The 24,164-nt window shown below is 60.4% G+C and carries 19 protein-coding genes; 17 read left to right on the forward strand and 2 right to left on the reverse strand.

Annotated elements, in window-relative coordinates:
• Nucleotides 1-21 precede the first annotated feature (21 nt).
• The 11 genes from IPI01_04335 (at nucleotide 22) to uvrA (ending at nucleotide 15,261) form a co-directional block, all read left to right on the forward strand.
• A complete protein-coding gene (locus tag IPI01_04335; protein MBK7257030.1) occupies nucleotides 22-1,401 on the forward strand; it encodes a type II secretion system F family protein in 1,380 nt (459 codons plus the stop codon).
• 9 nt (nucleotides 1,402-1,410) lie between these two features.
• Nucleotides 1,411-3,204, forward strand: a complete 1,794-nt coding sequence (locus IPI01_04340) for a type II/IV secretion system protein (protein ID MBK7257031.1) — start codon at nucleotides 1,411-1,413, stop codon at nucleotides 3,202-3,204.
• 3 nt (nucleotides 3,205-3,207) lie between these two features.
• The gene (locus IPI01_04345; GenBank protein MBK7257032.1) at nucleotides 3,208-3,711 is read left to right on the forward strand and encodes a hypothetical protein; all 504 of its coding nucleotides are present in this window, start codon (nucleotides 3,208-3,210) and stop codon (nucleotides 3,709-3,711) included.
• Nucleotides 3,712-3,732: 21 nt separating this feature from the next.
• Nucleotides 3,733-4,377 (forward strand): hypothetical protein, encoded by a 645-nt coding sequence (locus IPI01_04350; GenBank protein MBK7257033.1) that lies wholly within the window; start codon nucleotides 3,733-3,735, stop codon nucleotides 4,375-4,377.
• 11 nt (nucleotides 4,378-4,388) lie between these two features.
• On the forward strand, nucleotides 4,389-5,639 hold the full coding sequence (locus IPI01_04355) for a hypothetical protein (GenBank protein ID MBK7257034.1): 1,251 nt from the start codon (nucleotides 4,389-4,391) through the stop codon (nucleotides 5,637-5,639).
• A 146-nt stretch (nucleotides 5,640-5,785) separates the two neighbouring features.
• Nucleotides 5,786-7,018: a Flp pilus assembly complex ATPase component TadA gene (gene tadA, locus IPI01_04360; GenBank protein MBK7257035.1), complete on the forward strand. Its 1,233-nt coding sequence runs from the start codon at nucleotides 5,786-5,788 to the stop codon at nucleotides 7,016-7,018.
• Between the two features lie 39 nt (nucleotides 7,019-7,057).
• On the forward strand, nucleotides 7,058-8,620 hold the full coding sequence (locus tag IPI01_04365) for a hypothetical protein (GenBank protein ID MBK7257036.1): 1,563 nt from the start codon (nucleotides 7,058-7,060) through the stop codon (nucleotides 8,618-8,620).
• Nucleotides 8,621-8,645: 25 nt separating this feature from the next.
• Complete coding sequence (locus IPI01_04370) at nucleotides 8,646-9,554, forward strand: hypothetical protein (GenBank protein ID MBK7257037.1); 909 nt, start codon at nucleotides 8,646-8,648, stop codon at nucleotides 9,552-9,554.
• A gap of 7 nt (nucleotides 9,555-9,561) precedes the next feature.
• Nucleotides 9,562-10,800 (forward strand): type II and III secretion system protein, encoded by a 1,239-nt coding sequence (locus tag IPI01_04375; GenBank protein ID MBK7257038.1) that lies wholly within the window; start codon nucleotides 9,562-9,564, stop codon nucleotides 10,798-10,800.
• Nucleotides 10,801-10,864: 64 nt separating this feature from the next.
• Complete coding sequence (locus IPI01_04380; protein ID MBK7257039.1) at nucleotides 10,865-12,298, forward strand: hypothetical protein; 1,434 nt, start codon at nucleotides 10,865-10,867, stop codon at nucleotides 12,296-12,298.
• A 134-nt stretch (nucleotides 12,299-12,432) separates the two neighbouring features.
• A complete protein-coding gene (gene uvrA / locus IPI01_04385; protein ID MBK7257040.1) occupies nucleotides 12,433-15,261 on the forward strand; it encodes an excinuclease ABC subunit UvrA in 2,829 nt (942 codons plus the stop codon).
• 122 nt (nucleotides 15,262-15,383) lie between these two features.
• Here uvrA and IPI01_04390 read toward each other — a convergent pair whose 3' ends face one another.
• Both IPI01_04390 and IPI01_04395 read right to left on the reverse strand, forming a co-directional pair.
• The gene (locus IPI01_04390) at nucleotides 15,384-16,157 is read right to left on the reverse strand and encodes a hypothetical protein (protein MBK7257041.1); all 774 of its coding nucleotides are present in this window, start codon (nucleotides 16,155-16,157) and stop codon (nucleotides 15,384-15,386) included.
• Nucleotides 16,158-16,235: 78 nt separating this feature from the next.
• On the reverse strand, nucleotides 16,236-17,420 hold the full coding sequence (locus IPI01_04395; protein ID MBK7257042.1) for a class I SAM-dependent rRNA methyltransferase: 1,185 nt from the start codon (nucleotides 17,418-17,420) through the stop codon (nucleotides 16,236-16,238).
• Between the two features lie 105 nt (nucleotides 17,421-17,525).
• Between IPI01_04395 and IPI01_04400 the strand changes: the two genes are divergently transcribed.
• The 6 genes from IPI01_04400 (at nucleotide 17,526) to IPI01_04425 (ending at nucleotide 24,154) form a co-directional block, all read left to right on the forward strand.
• Nucleotides 17,526-18,224: an HAD-IA family hydrolase gene (locus tag IPI01_04400; protein MBK7257043.1), complete on the forward strand. Its 699-nt coding sequence runs from the start codon at nucleotides 17,526-17,528 to the stop codon at nucleotides 18,222-18,224.
• A gap of 10 nt (nucleotides 18,225-18,234) precedes the next feature.
• Complete coding sequence (locus IPI01_04405) at nucleotides 18,235-19,227, forward strand: Gfo/Idh/MocA family oxidoreductase (GenBank protein ID MBK7257044.1); 993 nt, start codon at nucleotides 18,235-18,237, stop codon at nucleotides 19,225-19,227.
• Between the two features lie 3 nt (nucleotides 19,228-19,230).
• Complete coding sequence (locus IPI01_04410) at nucleotides 19,231-20,649, forward strand: HD domain-containing protein (protein ID MBK7257045.1); 1,419 nt, start codon at nucleotides 19,231-19,233, stop codon at nucleotides 20,647-20,649.
• A 154-nt stretch (nucleotides 20,650-20,803) separates the two neighbouring features.
• Complete coding sequence (locus IPI01_04415) at nucleotides 20,804-22,141, forward strand: TolC family protein (GenBank protein MBK7257046.1); 1,338 nt, start codon at nucleotides 20,804-20,806, stop codon at nucleotides 22,139-22,141.
• Nucleotides 22,142-22,164: 23 nt separating this feature from the next.
• On the forward strand, nucleotides 22,165-23,433 hold the full coding sequence (locus IPI01_04420) for an efflux RND transporter periplasmic adaptor subunit (protein MBK7257047.1): 1,269 nt from the start codon (nucleotides 22,165-22,167) through the stop codon (nucleotides 23,431-23,433).
• A 1-nt stretch (nucleotide 23,434) separates the two neighbouring features.
• Nucleotides 23,435-24,154, forward strand: a complete 720-nt coding sequence (locus tag IPI01_04425) for an ABC transporter ATP-binding protein (protein MBK7257048.1) — start codon at nucleotides 23,435-23,437, stop codon at nucleotides 24,152-24,154.
• Nucleotides 24,155-24,164 lie beyond the last annotated feature (10 nt).

The following is a 24,164-nucleotide window of genomic DNA, read 5'->3' on the forward strand; positions in this document are numbered from 1 at the left end:
TTACACTGAGGGGTGGCACGCATGCCAGAATTCAGGATAGAGGGTATCACGGTCGCCGGGAAGCCGGTGCAGGGCCTGCTCGAGGCAGACTCGATCCGGACGGCGAAGCAGAAGGCCGGACAGCTCGCGACGGCGCGTAAGTTCAAACTCCTCCATGTGATCCCGCGCTCCACCTGGATGTACAAGGTCCAACGCGGGACGGAAAAGCCCATCATGGGCGAACAGAAGGCGTTCACCCGCGCCGAGGTCGAGGATGCGCTCACGAAGATGGGCTACCGCGTCCTCCACGTGCAGAAGCGCCTGTTCGAGTTCAAGGCCAAACCGCCGTCCACGGAGATCGTCACGTTCGTCCGCGTCAGCGCCGACCTGATCCGGCAGAAACTGCCATTCAACGAGATCCTCGCGCTGCTGATCAACGACATCGAGAACCGGACCCTCCGCGAAGCGATCAAAGACATCAACATCGAATTGAAGCAGGGGCGTGACAGCGAGAAGGCGTTCGTGAAGCACGAAGCCGTGCTCGGGCGCTTTGCGGCGCACATGCTGGGCCTCGCGTCGAAGAGCGGTAACATGGCCGAGATCTACGAAAGCACGGCCAAGTTCCTCGAGCGCCAGACCGAGTTCAAGAAGAACCTCAAAAGCGCTCTGATCACCCCGCTCATCACCCTCGCCGTCCTGTTCGGCGCGGTGATCTACTACGTCGGGTACATCTTCCCGGCCACGGCCAAGTTGTTCGTGAAGTTCAAGATCGACCTGCCGCCGATGACCAAGACCACATTGCAGGTCAGCGATTTCCTTGTGTCGAACATGCTGTGGATCATCATCGCCTGCACGATCCCGACCGTGCTTCTCATCCGCTGGCTCTCCACCGAGAGGGGGCGGCTGCTGCGCGATCAGTACATGTGGAACATCCCGGTGATCGGCCAGCTCCTGCACAAGACCTCCATCGAGATCTTCTGCCGGGTGTTCTATGCCCTGTACAGCGGTTCGGGGGAGAACATCGAGGTCATCCGCATGGCTGCCGAGGCCTGCGGCAACAAGTACATGGAGGCGCGGATCAAGGCGATCGCGATCCCCATGATGATCCAGAAGGGGGCCGGCATCACCGAGGCGTTCGAAGCTTCGGGCGTGTTCACCAAGACCGCCATCTCCCGCTTCCACTCGGGCGCAGAGACCGGTACGGTGAAGACCACCGCCCTGCAGCTTGCCGAGTATTACGAGAAAGAGACGACGTACAAGATGAAGAACGTCATCGAGTTCATCCAGTTGTGGATCTCGATGATCATCATGATCGTGCTGACGGCCCTGACGATCGTTTCGTCGGAGACCGCGACGATCAGGCCGAAGAACCCCGCGGCCGGACAGGTGTACGAATTGCACGTTGATCGCCCGTTAACATAGCAGAAGCCCATGCCGCCCATCGACATCACGGACAAGATCGGTTTCGCCCTCCTCAAGAAGGGCGTGATCGACTACGAGACGCTCGAAAAGTCTCTGAGGGTCAAAGACTCTGAGGACAAGAAGAACCGCCGCAATCTCGGACAGATCCTGGTCAATGATTTCGGGGCCGACCATGATGCGGTGTTCCGCGAGGTGGCGGACCTCTATGCATTCCGGGAGATCTATCTTGCCGATGAGGTGATCGACCGGACCAGGATCGATTTCATCAAGAAGTTCGTGGATGGTCTGGCGCAGAACGTCCGGGACATGGTCGTCCAGTCCCGCATGCTGCCGCTCAAGTACGACGACAAGCAACCCGACAAGCTGATCATCATCTCCGCGGACCCGACGGACCGCAGGATCCCGATCATTGCGCGCGAGTTCGCCGCCAAGAAGTACGAGGTGGCCTACTGCCGCCTGAAGGACCTCCAGAACCTGCTCGAGCAGGTCATCCCTCCGGAGAACGAGTTCCTGAAACTCCTCGAGGACTCCCAGGTGGGGATCCAGGTGAAGGAGGAAGAGGACGATGCGCTCGTCGATGAGGAGGCCCTCGAGGCCGAGATCAGCAAGAGCGCCCTGGTCAACCTTGTGGAAGGCGCCCTCGTCGAAGCTGTCCGCCAGGGATCATCCGATATCCATATCATCGCCAAGGAAGGGAACCGGACCGAGTTCTGGTTCCGGAACGACGGCAACCTGAAGCTCTGGCACGTCCAGGAAAAGACGATGCCCGAGGCGGTCGCTGCCGTCGTGAAGGACCGCTCCAAGAACGTCGACCGCTTCGAACGCGAGATGTCGCAGGACGGTTTCATCCAGCGCCTCATCGACGATCACATGATCCGGTTCCGTGTCTCCATCATGCCGATCGTGGGCATCGAGTTCCGGCACAAGTACGAGAGTATCGTTATCCGTGTGCTCGACGACCGGAAGGTCATCACCGACCTGAACAAGCTCGGTTTGCAGGGCCCGGCGAAGGACTTCTTCAACAGGGCCATCGCCAAGCCCCAGGGGATCGTCATTCTGACGGGTCCGACAGGAAGCGGCAAGAGTACGACGCTGATCGCGGCCTTGCACCAGGTGATCGACCCGACGGTGAACGTGCTGACCGTTGAGGACCCGGTGGAGTACATCATCAAGGGTGCGCGGCAGCTCCGGATCGGCCCCAAGATGAACTTCGACCAGGCCATCCGTGGCATCCTGCGTCACGACCCGGATATCGTACTCGTGGGTGAGATGCGTGACAAGAGTACGGCGGAGATCGCGATCAAGCTCGCGAACACGGGCCACCTTACGTTCTCGACCCTGCACACCAACGATGCGCCCAGTGCGGTGTCCCGTCTGTACAAGATGGGCATCGAGCCCTTCCTGATCGCTTACGCGATCAACATCATCGTGGCGCAGCGACTGGTCCGCACGCTCTGCCAGCACTGCAAGAAGCAGCTGGCGCCGAACGAGATCGATCATGAGGTGTATAAGACGTTCGGATTCGCCGAAGAAGACATCGTCAACGGCACGATCTGCGAAGCGCAGGGGTGCGAACGGTGCAACTCGGGGTACAAGGGGCGCGCGGCCATCCACGAAGCGTTGTTCTTCTCGCGGGAGATCCGGGCCATGATCGCGAAGTCCGGCAACGACATCGATGAGGACAGCATTCGTGCCCAGGCGATGAAGGACGGGATGTGGACATTGCGGCGGTCCGGCATCGAGCGCATCCTCGCGGGGCAGACCACACTGGAAGAGATCGCAGCAGCAACAACGGACGACTGACCCATGGGACTCGGACAAATGATGTTGAGCGTGTTGGCGATGGCGCTGCTGGGGAGTGTGTTGCTCATGATGAACAACACGACCCTCGACAGTGGCTCATCCGTGGAGACCACGGAGTACGTGATCATGGCGAGCTCTCTCGGTGTCTCCCAGATGGAGCAGGCACTGGGGAAGGCCTTCGATGAGAATACGGTGTCCAGTGATATCGGCAGTGTCTCGTCCCTGAGTTCCACTCTCGGGAAAGAAGGCTCGGAGGTCGAGACCACCTTCGACGACTTCGATGACTACAACGGGTTCACGAAGACGATCGTCGGCGACAGCGTCTTCTTCCGGTCGGCGACCTACATGATCCGTGATTCCGTGGACTATGTCGCGATCTCGTCGAATACCGTGGTCACGTCGGCCTCCCGGACCTATCACAAACGTCTCCGGGTCTGGGTGTCGAGCCCGTTCATGCGCGACACATTGAAATTCTCGACCGTGTACAGTTACTGGTATTTCCGATAGTCACAGAGAGCGGGTTCGCCCATGGGTTCCCAGGTCGTCATCGATCTCATCGGTTCCACCGTTCTTTTCGGGTGGCTCCTCCTCACGTCGATCCGCATCAGCGTCGCGAATTCCGAGAACATGCAGACCTATGGCGGGGAGCTCCTGGTCCAGGAGAACCTCGTGGAAGTGACCCGGCTGCTGGAGTATGACTTCCGGAAGATCGGTTTCTGCATGGAGCCGAACAACATCCCTGATCCCACCCGGGCGATCATCCTTGCGGACAGTGCGCGGTTGAAATTCCTGACCGATGTGGATCTGACCGGGGCAGGGCCGGACGGGGTGGTGGACAGCATCTACTACTATCTGGGGCCGGTGTCCGAGCTTGCGGGGACCATGAATCCGCGCGACCGGCTGCTGTATCGCGTCGTGAACAACGATGCGGCAAAGGGATCGAATCTCGGTGTGACCTCGTTCAAGTTCCGGTACTATGACGGGCAGGGGAACGAGCTGGGTGTCCCGGTGACCGCGGCGAACCTGCAGCGGATCCAGACGATCCAGATCTCACTCATCGTGGAAAATGTCGTTGCGGGAGAGCTTGTGGAAACTGCGCCGATCAACACCCAGTTTTCGTCCGCATTCTGGCAGCAGCTCCGGTTGTCATCCCGTAATTACCGTAACCGATAGGGGAACGAACGATGGGCAAAGCCTCTCTGATACTCGTGCTGGGCTATAGTGCATTGCTCCTGATGAGCGGACTGCTCATGTCCGACATGAGCGTGCAGGCGTACGACAACGCCATGACGTACTACGACCAGGAGTCGGCGCGGAACATCGCGATCTCCGGGGCCAACATGGCGGCGAACTACATCTTCCTGTATCCGCCTCTCATCAACGGCAATGCCTGGTTCAACGGCTACACCACTCCCGTGCAATTCAACGGCGGGTCGTTCGTGGTGACCGTGGATTCCACGACCAGTATCGATCCGTTGACCGGTGACAAGCGGTTGACGCTCAGATCGGTTGCGACCTATCGGGACAGTACGGCGACCGTGATCGCGATCCTGCGGCCGAGCAACTTCGCCAAGTTCGCCATGTACGCCGGGTCTGCCGGGTCTTCCGTCTATTGGGCGACGTACGACTCCATCTTCGGCCCGACGCATGTTGAAGGCACGCTCCGGACGACCGGGTATCCGTATTTCGGCGGGAAGGCCACGTGCAAGAACAACGTGGACAGCACGTCATGGAGCGGGCACCCGATCTTCAATGCCGGGGTGGAGACCGGTGTGAGCATCCCGCTGAACAGGGACTACACCAAACTCAGAGAAAAGGCCTCTGCGGGGGGGAAGAGTTTCACCGGCAACGATGACCTCTACCTGCACTTCAAGGGGGATTCCATCACGTACAAACGAGCGCCAGCAGGCCCTGATACGACCGTCCTGGCAACAGCCCTTGCACCGAACGGTGCCATCGTGCTCAACAACAGTAATGGGAAGCTGCATGTGAAGGGGATCGTGAAGGGGCGCTTCACCATTGGGGCGATCGACACCCAGAGCACCTCGCGCGGGCAGGTGGTCATCGACGACCACATCCGGTATAACACGGATCCGCGGGTCAATCCGGCGTCCACCGACATGCTCGGCATCGTAGCGAATCAGAAGATCACGATCGCCGACAACAATGCCAGCGGTGGGGGGCCCAATTTCACGGTGATGGCGGCGCTGTTCAGCTATGCGGCGTCCATTGAGGTGGAGAATCTGGCAACGCGGAATCTCGGCACACTGTACACGTACGGTGGGTGGACCGTGAATGACATCTATGCGACGACGAATTCCTCGATCACGAAGGGCTTGAAGGTCAATCTGCGGTTTGACGAGAGGTTCCGGACCTCGGCGCCGCCGTACTTTCCTACGACGAAAGCCTATGAGATCCTTGCATGGTACGAGTAGTGTAGAATATTCCATGCGTGGTTACTATTGGCCTCTGTGCGCTGCGTCAATCGCTGTAATTCGCGCCAGAGGCTTGTTTTTTTCATGTGATCTGTGGCACGTGTATTGAGTTTGTCATCTTTGCAGAACTACGGGGAGCGGCGGTAATGATCGAAACAGCTGTACGCATGTTGCAGGAGATTTCGGCGAATGTCCCGGACACGGCTCCGGGAATGGAACGTCAGATGCTGATCGGCGATCTGGTGTCACGCCAATCGCCTGCGGAACGGAGTGCGCTCCGGAAGCTCATGGACAGCCTCCTGATGCGCATGTCCCGCATCAATGCATCCGATATCGACCTGGGAGGGTATGGTACTTCAAAGCATATCTGGTACCGCATTTATGGCGAAAAGCGGCCGGCCAAGGAACTCGGGACTTTCACGCTGGACGAATGCAGCGTGCTCATCCAGAGCGTCCTTATCGAGCGCCAGCGCCTGTTCCTGTACGAGAACCGGAACCTTGACCTCTCGTACAGTGTGATCGAAGACGACAGGATGTTCCGGTTCCGCAGCAACGTGTGCTTCGACCTGGACCATCTGGCCATGAACATGCGCGCGATCAACAACGTGATCCGCCCGTACAAGGCCCTCGAGTTCCACCCGAACGTGACGCGTGTGCTCAGTCTGGCGCACACCACACAGGGATTGACGTTGATCACCGGTATCACCGGTTCCGGCAAGAGTACCACGCTGGACAGCATCATCGATGCGAACAACCACACCGTGGATGGCCACATCGTGATCATCGCATCGCCTGTGGAGTACGTGCATACGCCCGACCGGTGCATCATCCGTCACCGCGAGGTCGGGCGGGATGTGTTGTCGTTCAAGGATGGTGCGATCCAGGCATTGCGACAGGATCCCGACATCATCACCATCGGTGAAATGCAGGACCCGGACACGATCATGACGGCCCTGGAGATCACGGATTCCGGGCACAAGGTGTTCTCCACGCTGCACACGGCGTCGGCGGTCGAGACCATCGATCGTATCATTGGCGAGGTGCCGCCGATCGAACAGGAACGCGTGCGCATCCGTCTGGCCGACACGCTGAGCTGTGTGATGTCGCAGAAGCTGGTGCCGAGCCTGGAAGGGAAACTCGTCCTGGCCAAAGAGGTCCTCGTGATGATCCCGTCCGTACGGGCCGCGATCAAGAACAACAATACGGGCGAGATCTACCAGATGATGGCGGAATCGGGTGATCTGGGCATGGTCACGCTGGAGCAGGACCTGAAACGGTTGTATACGATGAAGAAGATCTCGCTGGACAACGCCATGGTGGCAGCGAACAACAAACGGCGGTTCCAGCAATTGTTGAATATGTCCCCGACCGCGGAATAAGCGGACGGCCGGGAACGTCACAAGCGAAAGACAGGGACTATGGCCACGGTGATGGGAAAAGGAAAGACGGTGCTCGGGTTGTTCGTGGACGGGCTGGATGTCAAGCTCGCGCACCTCTCCGTGTCACGCAAGCATATCGTGATCAATGAGCTGAAGACCGCGACCCTCATGCAGAAGTTGCATGACCGGAAGTTGGCGGACGAGGCCGTTGCGACGATCACGGATCCGAACGACGCGTTCGCGTTCGCGAATGCGCCGGTCCCGGACCCGACACCGGAATCGAGCGAGGACAACAATGCGGTGCTCCTGGGCCTCATTGCCAACTATCCCCGGCACAAGTACTCGCTGACGTATGCCATCTCCGAGCCCTCGATCTATTACCACATCCTCGAGAGCGATTTCGGGCTGAAGGGGAAGCGCCTCAAGGACCGCATTCTCACCGAACTCCGGTCGACGCGCGCATTCCAGCCGGCATCCGATGCGGTGGATGCGATCAAGACGGACGAGGGGAACCTCCTCTGTATCGTCCGCGAGGACGGGCTCAGCCTGATCAACGCCCTGGAGAACATCAAGGGGTATATCGGGAACCGGTTGCCTCTGATCTCCGGTGTGACGAGTGCCGACGTGTCCATGATGAACGTGGTCCGCGCGAACTATGATATCGAGCCGCAGGACGTGACGGTGATCATCTATGTGGGAACCGAGTTCACGCGACTGATCTTCATGCGTGGCGAGCACTTCCATCAATTCGCCCCGATCATCGGTGAAGGATACGATTCGCCGAACCTGCAGAATACCGTGTATTCCCGGTTGTTGCTCGAGCAGGACAACCTGGCGATCCCGCATATCCGTCGGATCATCCTGGCGGGCGAATGCCACCGGGTCGGGTTCCGGGATTTCCTCGCGCAGCAGTTGCCGGACCAGGAGATCGAGTATCTGACCTTGCCCCGGCTGGATGCGAGCGGACTCAGCCCCGAGCAGCAGGAGGGCCTGTCAGAGTTCGCCGTGCCGATCGGTGCGGCCATGCAGGTCCTCGAGCCGGGCGGCTCAGCGATCTACCATGTCAACGTCCTCCCGGCATCGGTCCGGGAAGGGCAGCGTGTCTTCAAACTGGCCTGGCACGGCTATGCCTTGTTGCTCGCCCTCTTTGCCATGACCTTCTTCTTCACGTGGTCCGTCACGTCGAAGTCGAGGGAGATCAAGGAACTCAGCGACGTGCTGGTCCTCAAGGAGAGCCAGAAAGCGGAGAACCTCACGCTTGCGAACTCGATCCAGGCGTTGGAGGACCAGTTGACACGGTACAAGACCTCGATGGCGCTGTACGACAGTCTGGTGCCGGGGAGCGAACGGTGGAGCAAGGTCCTGACGCAGTTGAGCCATGGCGTCGAGGATATGAATGCGATCTGGCTCACGGACATGACGGCCGGCAAGGATGCCGATCTCATGATGAATGGATTCACAACGTACCGTACGCGGATCCCGCGTCTGGCGACCCTCTTTGACAATGCACTGTTGGAGGAGGTCAGTGTCCAGGAGATCCGGGAGCAGACCGTGTACAAGTACCGGATCAAGGTGCCGTCGTCGTCGGCGGTGGGACAGTAGATATCACGAGGAAAGGAGAGAGGCCGTGTCATATAAATTACGCAATAGCATCGCCCTCGGGGTTCTGCTGTTCCTGATCCTCTCGGTCGGCACGTACATCCGTGCGTTCCACCTGCCGAAGAAGATCAAAGCCCTTGAGGCCGAGGTGGCCAAGATCGATGAGGAACTGCAGAACACGCCGAATCTGGTCAATCAGTTCAACGACCTGAGCGCGGTGCTGAACGATACGCAGAAGCGGTGGGATGGACGGAACAAGGATATCCCGCCCGTGGACGTGAGCTCGCAGAGCTACGCGTACTTCAGCCATCTGATCGATCAGAGCGGCGAAGTGAAGCTCAACATGGTCTATACCGGGACGACCATGCTTGCGAACTACGGGTACAACACGTACGGGTTGCGGGGCGAGGCGCCGTTCGACAACCTCTACCGGTTCATCTGGTATCTGGAGAACGACCGCCGCCTGTACAAGATCCACTCCATCACGATGAAGGGGGTGGAGGTGGCACCTGATGCGGAGCATGAGCTGGGCCAGGTGCTGGTGACCTTTGATATGACCGTGCACGCGTACTTCTCGTCGGTGTCGGAGCTCTCCAGCTCCCTCGGCGAGCGGTCGCTCACGCCGAACATGTTGACGGTGGATCCGTTCGCGCCGGTCATCGCTTCCGGCATCCCGCCGAACATCCACGATCTCGTGGAGGTCCAGCGTTCGGAGCTGAAGGCGGTCATCCCCGGCAAGGCATTCGTGCTGGACCAGAACAACACGATCAGGACGATCAATGAGGGTGATGAGGTGTATCTGGGGTACGTGACGCGCGTCGATCCCGAAGGTGGGCGTGTGGAGTGCACGTTGAACAAGGGCGGGATCATCGAGAAGGTGGAAATGGTGATCCGCTACGGTCCACAGGCGAAAGTCAATGTTCAGACTAAACGGTGAGGAGAGCATGAAAGCATCATTCGTGGTAGCAGTTGTCGCCCTGCTGTGCATCGTTGGGACGGCAGCCGACGCGCAGTCACAGGCCGAGCGCAAGATCACGCGCGACTTTACGCCGCCGGCGGAGCTGGTGTCCATCGCCCCGTCCACCACCCTGGACAAAGCCCTGTCGATCATCAGCGAGGTCAGCAAGAAGACCACGGGCAAGATCATCATCGACACCGAACGGCGTTCGATGCCGATCAACGTGGACATCCAGGGGTTCCCATGGCGGGAGGCCCTGGAGACGATCTGCCGGAAGAACAGCCTCGCCTTCTCGGAATTCGAGAGCTACATCCAGATCACGTCAGGGACGACCGGCGAGTCCGCTCTGGGGCCCGTGGGTGACGGCCGGCCGGTGCAGTCCGGCACCGTCGTGACGGAGATCCAGAAAGAACTCGCGACGTTCCGCAGCCGTGAGATCAAACTCTCGGCCGTGTTCTTCGAGGTCAATCTGAGCCGTCTGGACGAGGTGGGCCTGAACTGGTCGTTCATGAAGAGCACCTCCGATGTGGCGATCGGCGCGGAGTTCAATGGAGCCGACAACGTCAGCAACGCGATCTTCAAGACCGAGATCACCCCGAAGGTGAAATTCGCCAACATGAACTTCGTGGCGAAGTTCTTCTCGGACTACAAACTCGGCGAGATCCTGTCCGGGCCGCAGCTCATCGTCCGCTCCGGGGAAGAAGGCCGCATCCAGGTGGGCCAGGACTTCTCCATCCGCGAGCGGGACTTCGCCGGGAACCTGATCGACAAGTTCTACAGCGCGGGTACCATCATCAAAGTGCAGCCGCAGGTGATCGTGGAGCAGGGAGTGCCGTTCATCCACGTCCGCGTGGATGTGGAGCGCAGTTCGGTGACCCCGGGCTCCGTGAGCACGATCATCAACAAGACCCAGGCGCAGACCAATCTGCTGCTCCTGGACGGCGAAGAGACGCTGATCGGTGGCCTGTACAACAACGAATCGAACACCGTGCGTACCGGCCTGCCCTTCCTGAAGGACCTCCCCTGGTACGTCCTCGGCCTGCGGTATCTGTTCGGCTACGACAAGGAGGAGGTCACGAAGAAGGAGCTGGTGATCCTGCTCAAGGCGGAATTGGTGCCGACCCTGCAGGAACGCATCACCCAGAGGACGAGGGAAGATGAACTCGTAGGCCGCTGGCGGCAGGATATGATGAGCAAGGATCGCGCTGTCAGGGGTACGAAATAATACGTGCGCTGCGCACTGAAGTGTCACAAGCGTGAGAGGAACGTCGATGTCACGAATTTGGACTATGGCCGTATTGACCGTGGGCGTGTTGCTGTTCGGCGGCTGCACAGAAGACAACTCGACGGCGTCGCAAGGTGAGGGGGTGTTGAACGGCATCGTGACCGATGGCGCGACGCTCTCGTACCTCTCCGACGTCGCCGTGACCGCACAGAGCGTGTCGGCCGGGTCGATCTCGACCACGACGGATGCCAACGGGAGTTTCCGGGCTTCCTTCACGACCGACAGCATCGCAACGGCCACCGTCACGTTGAGGAAGACCGGGTACCGCGACACGACCTTCAGTGTGTCGCTCCGGGCCGGTTCCGTGCTCGTGCTGCAACTCACCCTGACCCCCAAATCGGTGGTTACGGGAGGGGGCGGATCCTCGAGCGGTCTTGCACAAACCATCGCGTTCCTGGGCTCGACCCCGCAGGAGGTCTCGGTCTATGGGGTAGGCGGGAAGGAGACCTCGGTGCTCTCGTTCGAGGTGCGCGATTCACTCGGACTGGCGATCGATGCGACGCATGCTGTGAAACTGACGTTCACGTCCAACAATGGCCCGGGTGGGGGAGAATACATCTCTCCGGACGCCGTGACCACCAATGCCGCCGGGCAGGCGCACATCACCTTCAACTCCGGTACCCGGTCGGGTGTGGTGCAGGTGACGGCCTCCGCAACCGTGGGCTCGCGTACGATCTCGTCCAGCCCGGTGCGGCTGGTCATCAATGGCGGGTTCCCGGTGCAGTCGCATTTCTCGATCGCTCCCGTGGCGCACAACTTTGCGGCGCTCCATGAGCTCGGGCAGGTCCAGCCGGTCACGATCCTCGCCGGCGACATGTATAGCAATCCGGTGGCCCCCGGGACGGCCGTTTACTTCCGCAGCAGCGCCGGTGTGGTCCAGCCGTCCGTGTTCACGGACAAGAACGGCTTCGGTACCGTGAATCTGTACAGCGGCAACCCTGCGCCGTACAGCACCTACGCTGCGCCGGTCTATGGCGATGGCTATCACTACGTGGTTGCGCGGACCCTCGGACAGGGTGGTACGGTGGTGCAGGACAGCACCCTCATGCTCTGGAGCGGCCATGGCATCATCAGCAACGTCAGTCCGACGACCTTCGATATCGCGAACGGCGGTTCGCAGACGTTCTCCTTCCGCGTATCGGACGAACTCGGGCACCCGCTCGCCGCGGGTACGATCATCTCCGTGTCGGCCCTCATCCCGCCGCCACCATCGGAAGGGATCCAGCAGAATCAGGTCACGACCATCTTCGGCTCCAACGGCGCCGTGAAGCTGCCTGATGTCATCTTCTCGGGTCCCGGGACGACCGATTTCACGTTCATCCTGAAGGATGGCACGTGGAGCATCACGGATCCAACCCCGGTGAACATCGTGATCAATGTGACCGGGCCCAATGTGAACGGCTCGATCGGCTATACGTTCGGCGGCACGGTCCGCTGATCGGTGGTCCTTCATCGTGTGTGCGGCCCCTGCATCCTCCGGGTGCAGGGGCCGTGTCATGTCGTTCCTTGCTTTCCACTCCGAATTGTTTTAGTTTTCTCCCTCCTCCGTTCCACGACAGGTCTCCGACCACAGTGTTCGATCGTCTGATCATCAAGGGCGCGCGCGTCCACAACCTCAAGAATATCTCGCTTGAGCTTCCACGCAACGCTCTCATCGTCATCACCGGTGTCAGTGGCTCCGGGAAGTCGAGCCTCGCCTTCGATACCATCTACGCCGAAGGCCAGCGCCGCTACGTCGAGAGCCTGTCCTCGTACGCCCGGCAGTTCCTGGAGCGGATGGACAAGCCTGATGTGGACGTGATCCAGGGCATCAGTCCTGCGATGGCGATCGAGCAGAAGACCAATACACGCAACCCCCGCTCGACGGTCGGCACATCGACCGAAGTCTACGACTACCTCCGGCTGTTGTATGCGCGGGTCGGACAGACGTTCTGTCTGAAGTGCGGCAAGAGGGTGGAGCGGGATTCCGTCGATACGGTGCGGACCGCACTCCTCCGTGCGCGGAAGGAGCGCACCGGGGCGGACGTGCGCATGTATGTGACCTTCCCTCTGCCCATCCATCCGAAAGAGACCCTGCAGGTCGCCCTCGCAAATCTGAAGAAGGAGGGGTTCTTCCGCATCGTGGTCGGCGGAGAGATCTTCGATCTCAATACGGACACCCTCCCGGCGCGCACGCGTCCGGCGGATGTGGATGTGCTCGTGGACCGTCTGGTCTTCCGGGAGGAAGAGGCGGATAACCGTCTCGCCGACTCGGTGGAGACGGCGTTCGCATCAGGGAACGGCATCGCGGCCGTCCTGCTCCTGGATCCGTCGCAGCGCCTGAACTTCAACAGGAATTTCGCCTGCGCGGACTGTCATATCACGTATGAGGAACCGGACCCGCGCCTTTTCTCATTCAACAATCCTTTCGGCGCGTGTCCATCGTGTCAGGGATTCGGCCGCGCGATCGGGATCGACATGGACCTCGTGGCGCCGGACAAGCGGAAGACCCTGCGCGAGGGGGCGATCCATCCATGGTCCACGCCGAAGTTCAAAGAATATCTCCGTTCGCTCCTGCGGGCGGCGCCCTCGGCGGGGATCCGCGTGGACGTTCCCTTCGGGGAGCTGACGGACGCCGAGCTGCAGGTCATACGTGAAGGCAAGGGAGAGTATGACGGGCTCGATGCCTTCTTCAAGATGGTGGAGAAGAAGGCATACAAGATCTATTATCGCGTGATGCTCAGCCGGTACCGGGCGTATACCACCTGTCCGGCATGCGATGGGGCACGCCTCCGCCCCGAAGCGCTGAGTGTCCGGCTTGCAGGGAAGCGTATCCATGATGTCGTCAGTATGACGGTGTCGGACGCCCGCGCGTTCCTGAAGGGGCTGCCGCTCACCCCGTTCGAAGCCGGGATCGCAAAGCGGATCCTGGATGAGCTCCATAAGCGCCTGGCGTATCTGGATGACGTGGGGATCGGCTATCTCACGCTGGACCGGCTCTCCAGCACCCTTTCCGGGGGCGAATCGCAGCGTATCAATCTGGCGACATCCCTGGGCTCGTCGCTCGTGGGCGCCGTGTATGTGCTTGATGAACCGAGCATCGGTCTGCATCCACGGGACAACGACCGGCTGATCGGCATTCTCCAGCGGTTGCGCGCGGCCGGGAATACGGTGATCGTCGTGGAACACGACCTCGATATGATGCGTGCGAGCGATGTGATCGTGGATATGGGGCCGCGTGCCGGCGAACAGGGCGGCGAAGTGATCTTCAATGGTACCCCCGCGGAGATCCTGGAGGACCGTGCGAGCCTTACCGGCGCGTACCTTTCCGGCCGCAAGGCGATCACGATCCCTGCGGAACGCCGGCCTGTCGACGGGTTCGCCGTCACGGTGGTGGGCGCGTCGGAGCATAATCTGAAGAACATCGATGTTGCGATCCCGCTGCATGCCCTGGTGTGCATCACCGGCGTGAGCGGCAGCGGAAAGAGCACGCTCGTGCATGAGGTGCTCCACAAGGGATTACTCCGGGCCCTGGGGCACGGTGGGGAGAAGGCCGGGAGGCATGCCCGCATCGAAGGGGTGGAGCATCTGAGCGCCATCGAGATGGTCGACCAGTCGCCGATCGGCCGCACACCGCGGTCCAATCCCGTCACGTATATCCAGACGTTCGATCTGATCCGGACCCTGTTTGCCGGCACGGCTGCGGCACGGGTGCACGGGTTCAAGCCGGGAGCGTTCTCGTTCAATGTGCCCGGTGGGCGGTGCGACGCCTGCGAAGGGGACGGTGTGGTGAAAGTGGAAATGCAGTTCCTGGCCGATCTCTATCTTCCCTGCGATGTGTGCAAGGGGAAACGGTATAAGAAAGAGATCCTCGATGTGAAGTACCGCGGGAAGAACATCGACGATGTGCTGGGCATGACGGTGGATGAGGCCAGCCAGTTCTTCGGTGCCGATGCAACCGGGCGGAAGATCGCTGCAAAACTGAAGGTGCTCCGTGACGTCGGCCTGGGGTATATCCGCCTCGGCCAGCCGGCCACCTCGCTCTCCGGTGGCGAAGCCCAGCGCATCAAGCTTGCCGCCCACCTTGCCTCGCCACCTGCCGAGAGGCACACACTGTTCCTCTTCGATGAGCCGACCACAGGGTTGCATATCGATGATATCGTGAAACTGCTGCAGTGCTTCCATGCCCTCATCGATGCAGGGAATTCCGTGGTGATCATCGAACACAATCTGGATGTGATCAAATGTGCCGACTGGGTGATCGACCTTGGTCCGGAAGCGGGATCGGGCGGGGGCGAATTGGTGGCCCAGGGCACGCCGGAGTCGGTGGCGAGGGTGGCGCGGTCCTTCACGGGGCAGCACCTGGCGCGGACCCTCGGTCTGCCTGAGAAGAAAGGGCGGGGGAAAAGAGGGCAGTCGTGAGGTCCGGACGTGACGGCCGTCACTGAATGGAGGGCCGGGCCGATATATATTACGTGTGCCTGAACATTGAAAGGCACTGATGCACAGCGTTTCTCACGCGCGCGTCAGTGCCTTTCGCCATTTCAGAGGGCCATCCCGATGTTCAGGCTGATCACGAACCCGCCGAAGGACTTCTTTCTTGCGGAAACCTCACGTGTCCGGACGTCGTAGAGCGAAGGGAGTCCTTCGCCGAACATGTAGGTCACGTAGTACCGGAAATTCACCCCGAAAATATTGCTTCGCTCGGTGCCGAAATTGGAACCGAACCCGATGAACCCGCCGGCGGTGTATTGCGGATGCCCCCGGCCGATACTCTTGAAGAACTCCACCTGCTCTTCCGTCTTCACCCCGTCGCCGCGGTCAATGAAATCCATGTAGGGCATCTGATAGATCATCGCAGGGCCTGCCCCGGCATTGATATACGGGCGGAAGGTGTCGACGATATCCTCTCTGAAGAGGCGGTACTGGACGCCCACCATGAGGGGGATGACGAGGAATCGGTTGAGTTTGCCGGGAGTGTAGGAGACCCCATAGTAGGGGTCGATATACTCGAACTCCCGCTCATCCTTTGATTCGGACACGCTGAGACTGATGAACCCGGAAAGGTCCTGGGTGAATGAGCGCCGGTACAACCCGCCGAGGCCAAAGCCGTCGTTGGAGATCAGGACATCGATGCTCCAGATGTTCGGGTAGAGGCCCGGAGACGTCGGATCGATCGGCTCCTGTCCGGCCTGGATCGTGTCAGGCCCGTGTACGGGATCCCACCCGGTCCGGGTGGTCTGTGAGAAAGCAGAAAGGGACGCCGCGAGCACAAGCACGACGGCGATGAGCAGTCGTACGCCATTCCTGTGAGCCATGAGATCCTCTTTAATAAAGATACTGCATCCTCAACAACAGCATGACTCAAAAATAGGTTCTCGTTCAGCCAAATGCAATCACAGGACCCGGAAGACCCCGAATTTCAGATAGCCGGTCTCGGGGACGGCGGGCAGAGTGGGATGATCGGGCGAGGCTCCGTGCCACTCCAGGAGCTGGATGCGCCGTTCAGAACGGACCGCTGCGTCGCGGATGACATCCAGGAACGTGTCCGGGAGGATATGGTGGGAGCATGAGGCACTGAGAACATAGCCGCCCGGAGCAAGGACCCGGAATGCGAGTTGATGGAGTTCGCGGTAGCCCTTCTTTGCGGCGGGAACCGTCTTTCTGTTCTTGGTAAAGGACGGAGGGTCGAGTACGATCACATCATACATCTCACCCCGTTCCGCCCGTTCGGCGAGCGACGAGAATACATCCGTCTCCTCGAAGCGGACCGTCGTGAGCCCATTCTGCGCGGCGTTGATCCGTGCACGTGAGATCGCTTCGCCGGAACTGTCGATGCCGACAACCTCTGTTGCCCCGGCGTGTGCCGCCTGCAGCGCGAACCCGCCATCGTTGCAGAAGCAGTCGAGGACCCGTGCACCCTGGCTGAACTGCCGTATAGCGAGGCGGTTCACCCTCTGGTCGAGGAAATAGCCGGTCTTCTGTCCGGCGAGCAGGTCCACGGTGAAACGGAGTCCGCCGTCGATGAAGGTCACGGGCGAAGCTTCACCCCGCAGGACACCTCTGCGCAGCGGGAGCTGGTCGAGGGTCCGGAGGGGAGGGTCGTTCCGTTCGATGATCGCTGCCGGATGGAACAGCTCTTCGAGCATGTCACAGATCATGGGCAGGCGGGCATCCATGCCGAAAGACAGGGCCTGGATGACGAAATGGTCGTTGAACCGGTCGATGATCAGGCCGGGCAGGAAGTCCGCTTCGCCGTGCACCAGCCGGTAGACCGTGCTGCCGGGGAACAGGCGTTCGCGCAGGGCCTGAGCTTCCTGAAGCCGTGTGCGGAAGAACGCTGCATCGATCTCCATGGGCACCCGTGAAAGGAGCCGGACGGCGATGAGCGAGTGCGGATGGAACAACCCAATGCCCAGGGGTTTGCCGGCGGCATTGCGCACACCGACGACCTCCCCGGCTGCCGGGGAACCCTGCGTATCGCGTATCTCGTTGCTGAACACCCAGGGGTGCCCTGACAGGATGCGCCGCTCTTCATTCTTGCGTAGCGTGATGGTTGCGGGGGGAAAAGGGGAGGTCATGGGTACTCGTTGTTCGTGTCGTAAAATGTACTGATACCGTGTCTCAAGAGCAAGGTGAATTGAAATTCGGGCAGGGTGTGCGTATATTACCTATCTGACATCAGCATGTCCACCGACCACCCCCATATGACCATCCCTGAACGTCTGTCGTGCGTGATCTTTGACATTGACGGTACGCTGACGAGCACCAATGCCCTTATCTTTGCAACGTTCAATCATGTGGCCGAGAAGCACCTGGGGCGGGCCTTCACCCCTGCGGAGATCATCGGGCTTTTTGGCCCTCCGGAGGAGGGTGCGGTGGAGAAGGTGTTCGGCCCGGCCATGGTGCCGCAGGTGATGGATGAGATGTGTGCATTCTACCGTGCGAACCATGGAGCGATGGCGAACCTGCATGAAGGCATGGGCGAAGCGCTCCGGTTGCTGAAGGAACGGGGGATCCGGCTCGCGGTGTTCACGGGGAAAGGGCGGCGTACCGCGGGGATCACGCTCGAGGTGCTCGGGCTGACGCAGTACTTCGAGATGATCGTGACGGGCAACGACGTCGCCAACTTCAAGCCCGATGGTGAGGGGATCCGCAGGATCCTGGACAGGCTGCATGTGCCGGCACCGGAGACGGTGATGGTCGGCGATTCGATGGCCGATGTGCACGCGTCGCGGGATGCGGGCGTTGTGATGGCCGCCGTGGTGTGGGACGCGTATGATCGTGAACGTGTGCTGGCGGCCGGGACCGATCTGGTCTTTGCCGATGGTACGGCGTTCGTTTCGTGGTGCCGGAGCCATTCCGGACCCGCAGGTGGTGCTTAAGGAGCAGACCATGGAACCCCTTCGCGTCGGTGTCATCGGCGTCGGCCATCTCGGCCGGCTCCATACCAAGATGCTTTCCACCATGGACGGCGTGCGGTTCGCCGGCGTCCATGATATGGATCCGGCCAAGGCGGCCGCGGTTGCCGCCGAATTCGGCACCCGGGCATTTGCCACGCAGGACGAGTTGTTCGCGGCGGTGGACGCGGTGACGATCGCAACCTCGACCACGGCCCATTTCGCGGTGGCCCGTGAGGCGCTCGGGAAGAAGCTGCACGTCTTCCTGGAGAAACCGATCACGGAGACGGTGGCGGAGGCGGAAGAACTCTGCCGGCTGGCCGCGGCCGCACAGGTGACGGTACAGGTCGGTCATATCGAACGGTTCAACCCGGCCATCCTTGCCCTTGACGGATTTCCGATGCAGCCGTTGTTCATCGAATCGCACCGCCTGGCCCAGTTCAAACCACGCGGTACGGATGTCGCGGTGGTGCTGGATCTGATGATCCACGATATCGACCTGATCCTTGCCTTCGTCAAATCACCCGTCCGGCAGATCGACGCCAGTGGCGTCGCCGTCGTCTCGGACACCATCGACATTGCCAATGCCCGCATCCAGTTCGAGAATGGCTGCGTGGCGAACGTCACCGCCAGCCGCATCTCCCAGCGCAGCATGCGGAAGATGCGCATGTTCCAGCCCAATGCCTACATCTCCCTGGACTTCTCCGAAGGGCTTGCGGAGGTGTTCCGCCTGCTGCCTGAGGATGCGGGCGATGTGCGGGGGGCGATGGTGCTCGGTGAAATGGGCCTCGGCAAGAACCGGAAGAAGATCGTGTACGAACAGCCCGAAGCGAAGGAGATCAATGCCCTGCAGCATGAGCTTGCGTTGTTCGTGCATGCCGTGCGCACCGGTACCGCACCTGCCGTGACCGCAGATGATGCCCGACGTGCCCTTGAGGTTGCGACGAGCATCATGCAGAAGATCAGCCAGCAGCGGCTGCCTGTGTGAATGATGCATCCCGCATCCCATATCACCATCTCCCATCCTCTCCTCCGCAGGATCGGGGCGGTCGGCGACCGCACCGGGACGACCGTCTATGTCGTCGGGGGATACGTGCGCGATCTCGTTCTCGGCACGGAGGTTCAGGATATCGACATTCTGGTGATGGGGGACGGTATCGTCTTCGCCCATGAGGTCGCACGCGAGCTCTCCATCGGGACCGTCGTCACGTATGAGAGATTCGGCACGGCCATGATCCCGGTGGGTGACGGGAAACTGGAGTTCGTGGGGGCGCGCAAGGAAAAGTACACGGAGGAGTCCAGGAAGCCGGATGTCGTTCCCGCCACGTTGGAGGAAGACCTGCTGCGCCGCGACTTCACGGTGAATGCGATGGCTGTTGCGTTGAATGCCGGTGCGTTCGGCACGTTGCACGATCCGCTTGGCGGCACGGCGGACCTCGAAGCAAAGCTCCTGCGTACGCCGCTCGATCCCGTGCAGACCTTCGATGATGATCCCCTCCGGATGATGCGGGCGGTACGGTTCGCGGCGCAGCTCGACTGCCAGGTCGCGCCGGCGGTGCTTGCAGCGGTCGGTGCCATGAAGGACCGCATCCGCATCGTCTCGCACGAGCGCATCGCCGATGAGTTCCTCAAACTCCTCAAAGCACCACGCCCTTCGATCGGTCTCCACCTCATGTACGAGACCGGGCTCATGCATCTCGTGTTCCCGGAGATCGCGCAGATGGCAGGGGTGGATCAGGTGAAGGACCACCACCACAAGGACGTCTTCCGTCACACCTGCAAGGTCGTGGACAACATCTGCGCGACGACGGACAACGTCTGGCTGCGGTTCGCCGCGCTGGTGCACGACATCGCGAAACCCCGGACGAAGGCATATCAGGAAGGTGTGGGTTGGACCTTTCATGGGCACGAGGAGATCGGGGCACGGATGATGAAGAAGGTCTTCCAGCGTTTGCGCCTTCCTCATGCCCATCTCCCGTATATCGAGAAACTCGTCCGCCTCCATCTCCGCCCGATGGTCCTGGTGGATGAGGAAGTGACGGATTCCGCGGTCCGCCGGCTCATGTTCGAGGCCGGTCCGGACATCGACGATCTGATGACGCTGTGCCGGGCGGATATCACCTCGAAGAATCCCTCGCTTGTCGCCCGTTACCTGCGGAACTACGAGCTCGTGATGGAGAAGATCCGGGAGGTGGAGGAGAAGGACCGGATCCGTAACTGGCAGCCGCCGGTCAGGGGCGAAGAGATCATGGCCGCATGCGGCATCGGCCCGAGCCGGATGGTCGGCCAGCTCAAAGATGCCATTGAGGAAGCCATTCTTGATGGGAAGATCCCGAACGAGCACGATGCCGCAATGGCGTATTTGCTCGAAATAAAGGATGAAATCCTCAAAAAAGGCTCCCTTTCATGAAACTTTACCGTTTGAAAAACGTCTAATTCTGGGAATGGATCAGGCCCAACCGAGGAACGAAGGCTCAATGCCTGGTGTTTTTCCCACAGTCCAGGACCATCCCCAGCATGCACCTGTCCTTTCGTCCCACAATTACCAAGAGATGGAGTGTACCATGAGTGTGCGTCTCACAGCCCTGAGTATTGCACTGGTCGTTGCGGTCGCCGTTGCCGGAGCGCAGACCAGGACATTGACCCTTGAAGAGGCAACGAAGATCGCCCTCGTACGGAACCTGAACGTGGTGCAGGCAGAGAACAACGCGTCCTCGTCGGAAAGCAGCGTGCTTGCTGCCTACGGCCGCTATTTGCCGAACCTGAGTGCTTCCGGTTCATGGACCCGTACGCAGATGGAAGGGCCGATCTACACCCAGGGTGTCGCGATCCCCGGGTCGAACGCCAAACAGACGACGGGAAGCTTCTCGGCCGGTCTGAGTGCAGGCCTGACGCTCTTCGACGGATTCGACCGCGAAGCGAACCTGAACCGTGCACAGTCGATGTCGGATGCAACGGAACACACCCTGGTCCGCACGAAGCAGTCGATCGTGTTCCAGGTGGAGAGTTCCTATCTGAACGTCCTCCGCCAGGAGCAACTGGTGAAGGTCAGTGAAGAGAATTTGAAACGCGACCGCCGGCAGCTCGAGCGCATCGTTGAATCCAACCGCGTCGGTGCCCTGTCCCTTGCCGATGTCTACCGGCAGCAGTCGCAGGTGGCATCGGACGAGTTGAATCTGATCAATGCACAGAATTCGTTCGACAAGGCGAATGCCGACCTGGTAGCGCTCATCGGCCTCAACGTTGCCGATGAGTATCGTTTCGCGGATGCCACGATCTCGACCACCCTGGATTCCACCGAGCTCATTGCCGTACGCACCAAGTACCGGGACCTCGGGGTGCTGACGCACACCGCCCTGACCGCCCGTCCTGATCTTCTGGGCGCCAAAGAGAATCTCGACGCTTCGGAATCCAGCGTGACGATCGCACGTTCGAATTATTTCCCCTCGTTGAGTGCCGCAGCCGGATTGAGCGGCAACAATGCCGAGTTCGGCCGGCTGTTCGATTACAAGACGATCTACTGGGGCCTGCGTTTGAACTGGACACTGTTCGACGGCTTTGCCACGAACCAGGCGATCCAGAGCGCTGCCGCGAGCAAGCGGAACGCGGAGATCTCGGTTGCACAGGCCGAGCGGAACATCAGTGTGGAAATGAAGAAGGCGCTGCTCGACCTCGATGCAGCCATGAAGCAGTATGAAGTGAGTCAGAAGGGGCTTACCTCTGCAACCGAGGACCGGAAGATCGCGGAGGAGCGGTACAACCTGGGCGCGGGGACGCTGCTGGACCTTCTGGTGGCCAGTGCGGGCTTCGTCAGCGCCGAAGCGAACGTTGTGAATGCCTCGTACAATTATGTCATCGCGAAGCGGAATGTGGAATACGTCCTGGGTGAGCGGACCTACTAACGGAAGTTCAAGGAGACGTGGCAATGGCTAAGAATGGCAAGAAGTCCAGGAAGAAGCTCTTCATTATTCTGGGGATCGTGTTGCTCGTGGTGATCCTGGGCGTGATCCTCTGGTTCGCGAGCAAGAAGGAGCCGGTCCTCACGGTGCAGGTGGAAAAAGCCCAGTTGCGGACGGTGACACAGATCGTGACGGCGACGGGCAAGATCCAGCCCGAAGTGATGGTGAAGATCACCCCCGAGGTGAGCGGCGAGATCGTTGCCCTCCCGGTGAAGGAGGGGCAGCGGGTGAAGCGGGGCGATGTCCTGATGAAGATCAAGCCCGACATCTATGTTGCCCAGCGCGATCAGTTCGCTGCAGGGCTGCTCTCCGCCAAGGCGGGGCTCAGCAAGAGCGAACCGGAATTTCGCCGCGTGGAATCGCTGTTCAAGAAGGGCCTCGTCTCGGAATCCGAGTTCGATATTGCCCGCGCAGCATTTGAGTCGAACAAGGCGGCCTATGCCCAGGCCACGGCATCGCTGAATCAGGCGAACGAGAGCCTCCGGAAGACCACGGTCATCGCCCCGATGGATGGCACGGTCAGCCAGTTGAACTCCGAACTCGGCGAACGGGTCCTCGGTACGCAGCAGTTCCAGGGGACGGATGTGATGACCATTGCCGACCTGTCGCGCATGGAAGCCCGTGTCGAGGTCAGCGAGAACGATGTGATCATGCTGAGTGTCGGCGATACGGCGCGCATCGAAGTGGATGCATTCCCGGACCGCAGAGTGACCGCGGTGGTGTACGAGATCGCGAACACGGCGACATCGAAGGGGACGGGCACGCAGGAAGAGGTGACGAACTTTGAAGTGAAGATGCGGATCGTGAACGCCGATGTCCAGCTCCGGCCCGGGATGTCGATGACGGCGGATGTCGAGACCGAGACGAAACCGAATGTCATGACGGTGCCGATCCAGAGCGTGACGACCCGCATGCCGAAGGAAGAGGTGAAGCCCGGCGAGGGGGATGGCCAGAGCGGTATGGTGATGGCGGCGGGAACGACCCCGAAGAAGAAGGAAGAGAACAAGGCGAAGGAGATCGTGTTCGTGGTAGACGGCGGTGTGGTCAAGGCCATGCCCGTACGCCGCGGCATCAGCGACGACTCCTTTGTGGAGATCACGGAGGGCCTGAAGGAAGGCGCACAGGTCGTCTCCGGCAGCTATAAGGCGATCAACCGTGAACTCGAGGATGGTGCGAAGGTGCGGGTGGAAGAGCCGAAGAAAATGGGCGTGAAGAAAACCGGCGAGGGCTCGTAACATGAATGTCATTGAACTGCGGGACATCGTCAAGACCTATGACATGGGCGGGGCGGAGCAGGTGCTCGCGCTCCGCGGGGTCTCCATGGCCATCGGGAAGAATGAGTACGTGGCGATCATGGGCCCCTCCGGGTCGGGCAAGTCCACCCTGATGAACATCATCGGCTGTCTCGATACGCCGACCTCGGGGCTCTATCAGTTCAACGGCGTGAATGTCAGCGAGATGGACGACAACGACCTGGCGCGGGTGCGGAACAAGGAGATCGGGTTCGTGTTCCAGACGTTCAACCTGTTGCCGCGGTCGGATGCGCTGCACAATGTCGAACTTCCGTTGATCTATGGCGGCGTGTCATCGTCCGAGCGGAAACAACGTGCGCTGGAAACGCTCGACCATGTCGGGTTGGGCGACAGGGTCCATCACAAGCCGAATGAATTGTCCGGCGGCCAGCGCCAGCGTGTGGCGGTTGCCCGCGCCCTGGTGACCCGGCCGTCGATCATCCTGGCCGATGAGCCGACGGGAAATCTGGACACCAAGACCGGCGAGGAGATCATGGCGCTGTTCGAGGAACTGCACCATCAGGGGAACACCATCATCCTGGTGACGCATGAGGCAGACATTGCTGAGCACGCGCACCGTGTGGTGCGTTTGCGCGACGGCAAGATCGAGACCGACGAACTGGTCCAGAAACGCAGGGTCAAGACGGCAGCAACCGCGTCCTGACCGGAAGGAA

The organism is Ignavibacteriota bacterium (assembly GCA_016707525.1).
Taxonomy (GTDB): domain Bacteria; phylum Bacteroidota; class Ignavibacteria; order UBA10030; family UBA6906; genus JAGDMK01.

Bases quoted from the DNA above. Each gene is read 5' to 3' on its own strand.
- IPI01_04395 (MBK7257042.1), bottom strand. From the start codon at position 17,420: ATGACCTCCCCTTTTCCCCCCGCAACCATCACGCTACGCAAGAATGAA.
- IPI01_04335 (MBK7257030.1), top strand. From the start codon at position 22: ATGCCAGAATTCAGGATAGAGGGTATCACGGTCGCCGGGAAGCCGGTG.
- IPI01_04365 (MBK7257036.1), top strand. From the start codon at position 7,058: ATGGCCACGGTGATGGGAAAAGGAAAGACGGTGCTCGGGTTGTTCGTG.
- IPI01_04375 (MBK7257038.1), top strand. From the start codon at position 9,562: ATGAAAGCATCATTCGTGGTAGCAGTTGTCGCCCTGCTGTGCATCGTT.
- IPI01_04415 (MBK7257046.1), top strand. From the start codon at position 20,804: ATGAGTGTGCGTCTCACAGCCCTGAGTATTGCACTGGTCGTTGCGGTC.
- IPI01_04345 (MBK7257032.1), top strand. From the start codon at position 3,208: ATGGGACTCGGACAAATGATGTTGAGCGTGTTGGCGATGGCGCTGCTG.
- IPI01_04350 (MBK7257033.1), top strand. From the start codon at position 3,733: ATGGGTTCCCAGGTCGTCATCGATCTCATCGGTTCCACCGTTCTTTTC.
- IPI01_04420 (MBK7257047.1), top strand. From the start codon at position 22,165: ATGGCTAAGAATGGCAAGAAGTCCAGGAAGAAGCTCTTCATTATTCTG.
- IPI01_04400 (MBK7257043.1), top strand. From the start codon at position 17,526: ATGTCCACCGACCACCCCCATATGACCATCCCTGAACGTCTGTCGTGC.
- tadA (MBK7257035.1), top strand. From the start codon at position 5,786: ATGATCGAAACAGCTGTACGCATGTTGCAGGAGATTTCGGCGAATGTC.
- IPI01_04390 (MBK7257041.1), bottom strand. From the start codon at position 16,157: ATGGCTCACAGGAATGGCGTACGACTGCTCATCGCCGTCGTGCTTGTG.
- IPI01_04425 (MBK7257048.1), top strand. From the start codon at position 23,435: ATGAATGTCATTGAACTGCGGGACATCGTCAAGACCTATGACATGGGC.
- IPI01_04405 (MBK7257044.1), top strand. From the start codon at position 18,235: ATGGAACCCCTTCGCGTCGGTGTCATCGGCGTCGGCCATCTCGGCCGG.
- IPI01_04380 (MBK7257039.1), top strand. From the start codon at position 10,865: ATGGCCGTATTGACCGTGGGCGTGTTGCTGTTCGGCGGCTGCACAGAA.
- IPI01_04410 (MBK7257045.1), top strand. From the start codon at position 19,231: ATGCATCCCGCATCCCATATCACCATCTCCCATCCTCTCCTCCGCAGG.
- IPI01_04355 (MBK7257034.1), top strand. From the start codon at position 4,389: ATGGGCAAAGCCTCTCTGATACTCGTGCTGGGCTATAGTGCATTGCTC.
- IPI01_04340 (MBK7257031.1), top strand. From the start codon at position 1,411: ATGCCGCCCATCGACATCACGGACAAGATCGGTTTCGCCCTCCTCAAG.